Origin of the sequence: Streptomyces oryzae (assembly GCF_017676365.1) — a bacterium.
In the GTDB taxonomy this organism is placed as follows: Bacteria; Actinomycetota; Actinomycetes; order Streptomycetales; family Streptomycetaceae; genus Streptomyces; species Streptomyces oryzae.
Genome location: NZ_JADKMA010000268.1, coordinates 1 through 8,074, shown reverse-complemented (window position 1 = coordinate 8,074; position 8,074 = coordinate 1). Strand labels below are relative to the sequence as shown.

Below are 8,074 nucleotides of genomic sequence, written 5' to 3'. Positions count from 1 at the left end.
CACCTATAGTGGGCGCATGCCCACTACGCCGTCGGGGTCCACGCGCCCCTCCGAACCCGAGCCGCATCAACTGCGGGAGATGGCCGAGTCGTTCGGCGTCGACCCCGAACGCTACGACCGCACCCGACCCCGCTATCCCGACCGTCTGGTGCGCCGCGTCGTCGAGGCCGGCCCCGGCCCGGACGTGCTCGACGTCGGCTGCGGCACCGGTATCGCTGCCCGGCAGTTCCAGGCAGCCGGCTGCCGGGTCCTCGGCGTCGAACCGGACGTACGGCTGGCCGCCTTCGCCCGGCGCGGCGGGCTGGAGGTCGAGGTGGCCACGTTCGAGACCTGGGACCCGGCAGGCAGGACGTTCGACGTGGTCGTCTCCGGGCAGGCATGGCACTGGGTCGACCCGGTCGCCGGCGCTGCCGGAGCCGCGCGGGTGCTGCGTCCCGGTGGTCTGCTGGCCGCCTTCTGGAACACCGTGCAGCTTCCGCCGGAGGTGACGGAAGCCTTCGCCGCTGCCTACCAGCAGGTGGTGCCCGACGCACCGGTCGACCTCCGGCAGGTGCCGCAGGGCGCGGGCGGTCGCCGGCCGCTGTCCGACAAGGCCGTCGACGGCATCCGGGAGGCGGGCGGATTCGGCGAGCCGGAGGAGTGGCGGTTCAGCTGGGAACAGAGCTGTACCCGGGAGGAGTGGCTGGACCAGATGCCCACCCAGGGCCTCCTCACCACGCTCCCCGCGGCCGAGCAGGCGCCGGTGCTGGAAGCCGTCGGAGCCGCCGTCGACGCGATCGGGGGCAGCTTCACCGTGGGCTACACCACCGTGGCGGTCACGGCACGGCGGACCGATGCCGCCGTCGGCCCGTTCGGTGGCGGCCCGGGGCAGCACGAGGCGGACGCGGCCCGCCGCAACCTCAGCCCACGTCGGTGACGATCCGGCGCGACCTGCGTGTGTGACTGATCAGCAGGAACGTCGACATCACCAGCGTCACGCCCTGGGCGACGACGACGAGTCTCTTGTCGTCGAACCAGGAAGGGTCGTACATGTTGGGGATCGGGCCCAGCTTCCCCACGTCGACGTAGGCGTACACCAGCAGCAGCGCCAGCCCGCCGCCCGCGACCAGCCAGGCGAACGCGTCCGAGATCGTACGCCACCACACCAGCACCAGCAGCCCCGCCAGCGCCGCCACCCCCGCCTCGATCCGGAAGAGGTCCCCCTGGCTGATGCTCGCGCTGACGGCGTCGTACTGGTCGGCGAGGTTGGCGTGGACGTAGGCGTCGACGCCGAGCCCGCCGGCGGACAGCACGCGAGCGCCGCCCTGCACGATGCGGTACGCCTGCCCGTGCGGTGCGGGGGGTGGAGCGTGGCGGGGAGCGGGGGCGTTGGACGTCATTCCGGGTTCCTCACGAGGTCATCCGGCTCGGCCCTCCCCGATGCGGGGAGGGGCTGTGGAACCAGAGCACCACGGGCCCGGGAGGACCGCCACTCGGCAGCGGCTGTTCCGCGTATGCGGAGGTGCGTACGCGGAGGTTCCCTCAAGGCCCTTCAGGCGGCGAAGCCGCCGTCCACCGCCAGCACAGCGCCGGTGACGTACCTGGCGCCGTCGCCGACGAGGTGGGCGACCGAGTCGGCGATCTCCTCCGCCGTTCCGTACCTGCCCAGCATCGTGAGGGCCGCCTGCGCTGCGGCTCCCTCGCCGTCGGCGGGATTCATGTCGGTGTCGACCGGGCCGGGCGACACCTGGTTCACGGTGATGCCGCGCGGCGCCAGCTCCCTGGCCAGGCCCTTGGTCAGCCCGGTGACGGCCGCCTTGCTCATGGCGTAGAGCGTCATTCCGGGGAAGGGCACATGCGCGGACACACAGCTGCCGATGTTGACGATCCGCCCTCCGTCGGCCAGCCGGGCGGCTGCGGCCTGTGCCACCAGGTAGGCGCCGCGGACGTTGACCGTCAGCACCCGGTCCAGCTCGGCGGGCTCCACCGACGCGAGCTCGCCCTGGGCGCCGGTGCCCGCGTTGTTGACGAGGATGTCCAGCCGCCCGAACTCCTCCGCCGCCCCGTCCACGGCGGCCCGGACCGAGTCGGCGTCGGCCAGCGCGGCGCGTACGGTCCACGCCCGGCCGCCGCGCTCCTTGATCTGCTCGGCCACCTCGCGGGCCAGCTCCGCGTTCGACTCGTAGGTCAGCGCCACGTCGGCGCCGTCCGCCGCCAGCCGCAGCGCGACGGCCGCGCCGATGCCCCGGCTGCCGCCGGTCACTAGAGCGGCCCGGCCGCTGAGGGGCTTGTCAGTGGTGTCGCTGTGCATGGTCTCCGCCTGCCCGTTGGTGGTCGTTCCGGTGGTCGTCATGTCGGTCGTCGTCTGGGTCGTTCCGTTCGACATGACTCGATCCTCGGACGGCGCTCGCCGGGGCGCTGGCGCTATTCGGACGGTACATTCCTGGTCGCTTACGCTGCACTTGCTGGTACGGTTGAGTGAACTCTTCCAGATCGCAGGAGCGACTCGTACTCATGAACACCACCGAGGAGTGGCTGGCCGCAGCCTCCATCGACCCGTCCGTCGCCGAGCTGCGCCCCGACTACCGCGCGCTGCTGATCACCGCCGAGGGGCTGCGGCCCGGACCCGGCGACGCCTTCAGCGAGGAGCTGCTCGCCGAGGCGGAGGCGAAGGCGTGCGACCCCGAGCAGCACCCGCACACCGCCGAGTGGCGGGAGGCGTTCCGCGCCTTCGGCGCCAAGCCCAAGCGCACCCGGCCCAGCGTCGACGCGCTGCTGCGGCGCGCCGCTGAGGGGCTGCCGCGCGTCGACCGGCTGACGGACATCTACAACGCGATCTCCGTCGCCCATGTCGTCCCGCTCGGCGGCGAGGACCTGGACCGCTACGTCGGCCCGCTCAGGCTCACCCGCGCCGAGGGCACCGAGCCCTTCGAACTGATGTCGGGCGGCGAGCCGGTGACGGAGAACCCACGTGCGGGCGAAGCGATCTGGCGCGACGACGCGGGGGTCACCGTCCGCCGCTGGAACTGGCGCCAGTGCGTACGCACCCGGCTGACGACGGAGACCACCCGCGCGGTCTTCGTCTTCGACGCCCTCTCTGCGATGGACGACTCCGCGCTGGAAGCGGCCGGCCGCGCCCTCACGGACGCCCTCCGGGCGAGCAGCCCCGGCGTCACGACCACCTCCCGCCTCCTGCGGGCCTGACCCGTCCCCCCTTCCCGCCGCGACGGCGGCGCACCCCCACGGCCTGTCGGCGGTGCCGAGCGCGCCCCGGGCTGCGGCTGGCTGCGGCGCCGCCGGTCACCGCCGTGTGGCGTCTCGCCGTTGCGGCGGACAAAAGGGCGGCGTCACCCGTTTCCGGGGCCCTCTCTTCCCGGGGCCCTCTCTTCCCGGGGCCCCTCTCATTCCGGCCGCTTCCCTTTCGGCCGTGACGGCGGCGCACCCCCACGGCCTGTCCGGCGGTGCCGAGCGCGCCCCGGGCTGCGGCTGGCTGCGGCGCCGGTCACCGCCGTGTGGCGTCTCGCCGTTGCGGCGGACACACGTGGAGCGGCGGACACACGTGGAGCGGTGGACACACGTGGAGCGGTGGACACACGTGGAGCGGCTGAGAAAGGTGGAGCGGCAGAGAAAAGAAAGCGGCGGACCGGTCAGGGATGCAAGTCGGCGAGGAGGCGGGGGAGGGACTCGCCGATCGGGGTGCGTACCAGTTCATCGGCGAGCGAATCGTACGGCGTCGGCTCGGCGTTGACGATGACGAGCCGCGCCCCGTGCTCCGCCGCCAGCCCCGCGAGGGACGCGGCGGGCTGAACCTGAAGGCTGGTGCCCACCGCGAGAAAGACATCACACGCCTTGGCCACCGTCACGGCCTGCGCCAGCACCTCCCCATCCAGCGCCTGACCGAACATCACGGTGGCGGACTTCAGAATGCCGCCGCACTCCTCGCACGCGGGATCCGCCTCCCCCGCCGCCACCCTCTCCAGGGCCCGCTCCATCGCCGAGCGCGCCCCGCACGCCGTGCACAGCACCGTACGGGCGTTCCCGTGCAGCTCCAGCACCTTCCGGTCGGGGACGCCCGCCGCCTGGTGCAGCCCGTCGACGTTCTGCGTGACGACCCGCACGGGCGTACCCGAGCGCTCCAGCGCGGCGATCGCCTCGTGCGCCGCGTTGGGCGTGGCACGCCACACCGGGCTCTCGCCGCGCATCAGCCACGAGCGGCGGCGGATGTCGGGATCGGCCATGTAGTACGCGTACGTGACCAGCTTCTCGGCCTCCGGATCCTTCCGCCACAGCCCCTGCGGCCCGCGGTAGTCGGGGATGCCGGAGTCCGTTGAGATCCCGGCGCCGGTCAGGATCGCCACCAGCGGAGCGCCGTCACGTTCAGCCATGCGACCAGCGTAGTTCCCGCCCGCGTCGCCCTTTCCGGTCCGGCCCGTGCTTCCATGGTGAGGTGATCGACGATGAGCTGACGTCAGCCGTGGAACAGGCGGTCCGCGAGGCCGTGGACGCACAGGTCATGCCGCGCTGGCGGCAGCTCGCCGAGCACGAGGTCGAGACCAAGACCGGCAGCCACGACCTGGTCACCGTCGCCGACCAGCGCGCCGAACAGCAACTCTCCGAGGCGCTGCGCCAGTTGCTGCCCGGCTCGGCGGTCGTCGGCGAGGAGACGGTCCATGCGCACCCGGCCTCGTACGCGGCGCTCGCCGGCCCGGACCCGGTGTGGATCATCGATCCCATCGACGGCACCCGGCAGTTCGTGGCGGGGGACGAGGGGTTCTGCACCATGGTCGCCCTGGCCCACCACGGCAGGACCCTCGCCGGGTGGATCCTGGCGCCCGCCCTCGGGATGACCGCCCTCGCGCGGCGCGGCCACGGAGCATTTCTCAACGGAGCGGCGCTGCATGCCGGTTCCCCCGAGGCGGGCGCCCCGTTGCACGTCGCCGTCTCACACCCGGACTACACCGACGAGTCCCAGGAACGCGCACTGAGCGGACTGCGTACGGACGGCGTGGAGGTACGGCCAACCGGCTCGGCCGGACTCGAATACGTGGCGATCGCCCGGGGCCGGCTGGACGCCGTCGCCTACACCTGGGAGTCGGCCTGGGACCACGCCGCGGGGCTGCTGATGGTGGCCGAGGCGGGCGGCGCCAGCAGCACGGTCGCGAACGCTCCGTTCCGCCTGGAGGGCGGCAACGCGCTGCCGTTCACCGCGGCGCGTGACGCGGACACGACGCGGCGTATGGTGGGTCTGCTGCGCGACAAGAGCGCGGAGAGCGACAGAAGCCGACCTGCCTGACCAGGGCCGGGCGAGGGGAGCCGCAAGTGCCATCGATCCGGGACGCGGTGGTCGTGGGAGCCGGCCCCAACGGGTTGACCGCAGCCGTTGAGCTGGCCCGGCGGGGCTTCGAGGTCGAGCTGTTCGAGGCCCGTGACACCGTCGGCGGCGGAGCCCGCACCGAGGAGCTGACCCTTCCCGGCTTCCGGCACGATCCCTGCTCCGCCATCCACCCCACCGGCGCCGGATCACCCGCCTTCCGCGCCATGCCGCTCGCGCGGTACGGGCTGGAGTGGCTGCACCCCGAACTGCCCATGGCGCACCCGTTCCCTGACGGCAGCGCCGCCGTGCTGGCCCGCTCGGTCGGCGAGACGGCGGCCTCCCTCGGCCCGCGCGACGCGGGCGCGTACCGCCGTCTGGTCAGGCCCTACCTCGACCGCTGGGACACCCTGGCCGAGGACTTCTTCGGCTACGGCTCGGCGCTCAACGGCCGCTTCCCCATCGACCCCGTGCAACTGGTCCGCTTCGGCCTCACCGGGCTCCAGCCCATCACCTGGTCCAGGGTCCGGTTCCGGGACGAGAAGGCCAGGGCGCTGCTCGCGGGCATGGCGGGACATGTCATCGCGCCGATGAACAACCCGTTCATGACCGCCCCGGCGCTCGTCTTCGCGCTCGCCGCGCACGTGGTCGGCTGGCCGGTCCCGCGCGGCGGCTCGCAGTCCATCTCCGACGCGCTGGCCGGGTATCTGCGCGCCCTCGGCGGCACGATCCACACCGGCACCGAGGTCAAACGCCTGGACGAACTCCCGCCTGCCCGCGCCTACATCTTCGACACCTCGCCCACCGCACTCGCCCGGATCGCCGGGCTCGGCAGCACCTACGACAACGTCCGCTACGGCGCCAGCCTCTTCAAGATCGACTACGCGCTGGACGGCCCCGTCCCCTGGACCTCACCCGACGCGGCCCGCGCGGGCACGGTGCACGTCGGCCCCACGCTCGACGACATCGACACCGCGATGCGCGACGCCGTCGTACGCGGCCGGGCCCCCGAGCGGCCCTTCCTGATCACCGCGCAGCCCAGCCTGGTGGACCCCACCCGCGCCCCCGAGGGCAAGCACGTCTTCTGGGCGTACGGCCATCTCCCGAACGGCTGGGAGGGCGACGCCACCGAGGCCGTCGAGCGGCAGATCGAGCGGTTCGCGCCCGGCTTCCGCGACCGCGTACTGGCCAAGGCCACCGCAGGGCCGCCCCAGCTCGCTGCCCGCAACGCCAACTACGTCGGCGGCGACATCGCCTGCGGCTCGGCGGCCGGGCTGCGGCTGCTGATCCGGCCCAAGCTCAAGCGCGTCCCGTACGAGACAGCGCACCCGTCCGTCTTCCTGTGCTCCTCCGCGGCCCCGCCAGGACCCGGCGTCCACGGCATGGCGGGCCACCACGCAGCGCGCGCCGTGTGGCGCAGGCTGCGCCGGGCGCGGTGAGGGGGACACCGAGCGGCGGACGCCCCACGGCGCGTAGGGTGCGGGGCGGCGCGCGACAGGCTGGACGGGCTCCCTCCCCTCGTGGCCCATGGTCGAGCGAGGTGTCGGACAGATAGGGTCCCCAAGGCGCGACTGCCTGTTCGAACAACAGAGAGACCCAGGGGCAGAACCATGACAACGACGGTGCGGACCACACCGGCGCGGGTGCTGATCGCCGCGGACAAGTTCAAGGGATCGCTGACGGCCGTCGAGGTCGCGGAGCATCTGACGGCCGGACTCAGGAAGGCCCGCCCGGAGGTGGACGTCGAGGCCGTGCCGGTGGCCGACGGCGGTGACGGCACCGTCGCCGCGGCCGTCGCCAATGGCTTCACCCGCCACGAGGTCGAGGTCACCGGCCCCCTCGGCGCCCCCGTCACGGCCGCCTTCGCGCTGCGTGAGGGCACCGCCGTCGTGGAGATGGCCGAGGCGTCCGGCCTGCAGCATCTGCCGCCCGGCGTCTTCGTACCGCTGACAGCCACCACCTACGGCGCGGGCGAGCTGCTGCTGGCCGCCGTCGAGGCGGGCGCGCACACCGTCATCTTCGGCGTCGGCGGTTCGGCCACCACCGACGGCGGCGCCGGCATGCTGGACGCGCTGGGCGCCCAGCTGCTCGACCGGGACGGGGACTCCATCCCGTGGGGCGGCGGCGGACTGCGCGAACTGGTCTCCGCCGACCTCTCCGAGATGGATCCGCGCCTCAAGAACGTCGAGGTGGTCCTCGCCAGCGACGTCGACAACCCGCTGACCGGCCCCAAGGGCGCCGCCGCCGTCTACGGCCCGCAGAAGGGCGCCACGGACGAGGACGTGGAGCTGCTGGACGGCGCCCTCACCCACTTCGCCGAGGTCCTCGGCGAACAGGAGGCCGCCGCCTCGCCCGGCGCGGGCGCCGCCGGCGGTATCGGCTTCGGCGCCCTGGTCGGTCTCCGTGCCCGGTTCCGCCCCGGCATCGACATCCTCATGGAGGAGCTCGGCGTCGAGGCCGCGATCGGGCGGGCCTCGCTCGTGATCACGGGAGAGGGCTCCCTGGACGAGCAGACCCTGCACGGCAAGGCTCCAGCGGGCGTCGCGGCTGCCGCGCGCCGCGCCGGGAAGCCGGTCGTCGCCGTCTGCGGCCGGCTCGCCATCGGCAAGCGTGACCTGGCCGCCGCCGGGATCGAGCGGGCCTACGCCCTCACGGACCTCGAGTCCGATGTCGAACGCTGCATCGCCGAGGCGGGCCCGCTCCTGGAAACCCTCGGCGAACGCCTCGCCGCTGACCAGCTGTAACCGCGAGCCTCCCAGCCGCACCCCCACCCGCAGGCACAGC

Annotated in this window: 8 protein-coding genes; 5 read left to right on the top strand and 3 right to left on the bottom strand. The window is 73.3% G+C overall.

Translation table 11 applies throughout. The annotated features are described in order from the left end of the window. Nucleotides 1-16 precede the first annotated feature (16 nt). Complete coding sequence (locus ITI46_RS31925) at nt 17-916, top strand: class I SAM-dependent methyltransferase (RefSeq protein WP_209243427.1); 900 nt, start codon at nt 17-19, stop codon at nt 914-916. Here the strand turns inward: ITI46_RS31925 and ITI46_RS31920 are convergent. Next, nucleotides 900-1,379, bottom strand: coding sequence for a hypothetical protein (locus ITI46_RS31920; RefSeq protein WP_209243426.1), 480 nt, complete (start codon nt 1,377-1,379; stop codon nt 900-902). The genes ITI46_RS31925 and ITI46_RS31920 overlap by 17 nt on opposite strands. 152 nt (nt 1,380-1,531) lie before the next feature. After that, nucleotides 1,532-2,290 (bottom strand): 3-oxoacyl-ACP reductase family protein, encoded by a 759-nt coding sequence (locus ITI46_RS31915; RefSeq protein ID WP_209243429.1) that lies wholly within the window; start codon nt 2,288-2,290, stop codon nt 1,532-1,534. Between the two features lie 203 nt (nt 2,291-2,493). On the opposite strand from ITI46_RS31915, the gene ITI46_RS31910 reads away from it, so the two are divergent. Continuing rightward, the gene (locus tag ITI46_RS31910; RefSeq protein WP_209243425.1) at nt 2,494-3,183 is read left to right on the top strand and encodes a B3/B4 domain-containing protein; all 690 of its coding nucleotides are present in this window, start codon (nt 2,494-2,496) and stop codon (nt 3,181-3,183) included. A 443-nt stretch (nt 3,184-3,626) separates the two neighbouring features. Here ITI46_RS31910 and ITI46_RS31905 read toward each other — a convergent pair whose 3' ends face one another. Next, nucleotides 3,627-4,364: an SIR2 family NAD-dependent protein deacylase gene (locus tag ITI46_RS31905; RefSeq protein WP_209243424.1), complete on the bottom strand. Its 738-nt coding sequence runs from the start codon at nt 4,362-4,364 to the stop codon at nt 3,627-3,629. 62 nt (nt 4,365-4,426) lie between these two features. On the opposite strand from ITI46_RS31905, the gene ITI46_RS31900 reads away from it, so the two are divergent. The 3 genes from ITI46_RS31900 (at nt 4,427) to ITI46_RS31890 (ending at nt 8,034) form a co-directional block, all read left to right on the top strand. Continuing rightward, nucleotides 4,427-5,272, top strand: coding sequence for an inositol monophosphatase family protein (locus ITI46_RS31900; protein ID WP_209243423.1), 846 nt, complete (start codon nt 4,427-4,429; stop codon nt 5,270-5,272). Nucleotides 5,273-5,298: 26 nt separating this feature from the next. After that, nucleotides 5,299-6,729, top strand: coding sequence for a phytoene desaturase family protein (locus ITI46_RS31895; protein ID WP_209243422.1), 1,431 nt, complete (start codon nt 5,299-5,301; stop codon nt 6,727-6,729). A 204-nt stretch (nt 6,730-6,933) separates the two neighbouring features. Further along, nucleotides 6,934-8,034 carry a glycerate kinase gene (locus tag ITI46_RS31890; protein WP_209243428.1) on the top strand — a complete coding sequence of 367 codons (1,101 nt, stop codon included), beginning with the start codon at nt 6,934-6,936 and terminating at the stop codon, nt 8,032-8,034. Nucleotides 8,035-8,074: the final 40 nt, after the last annotated feature.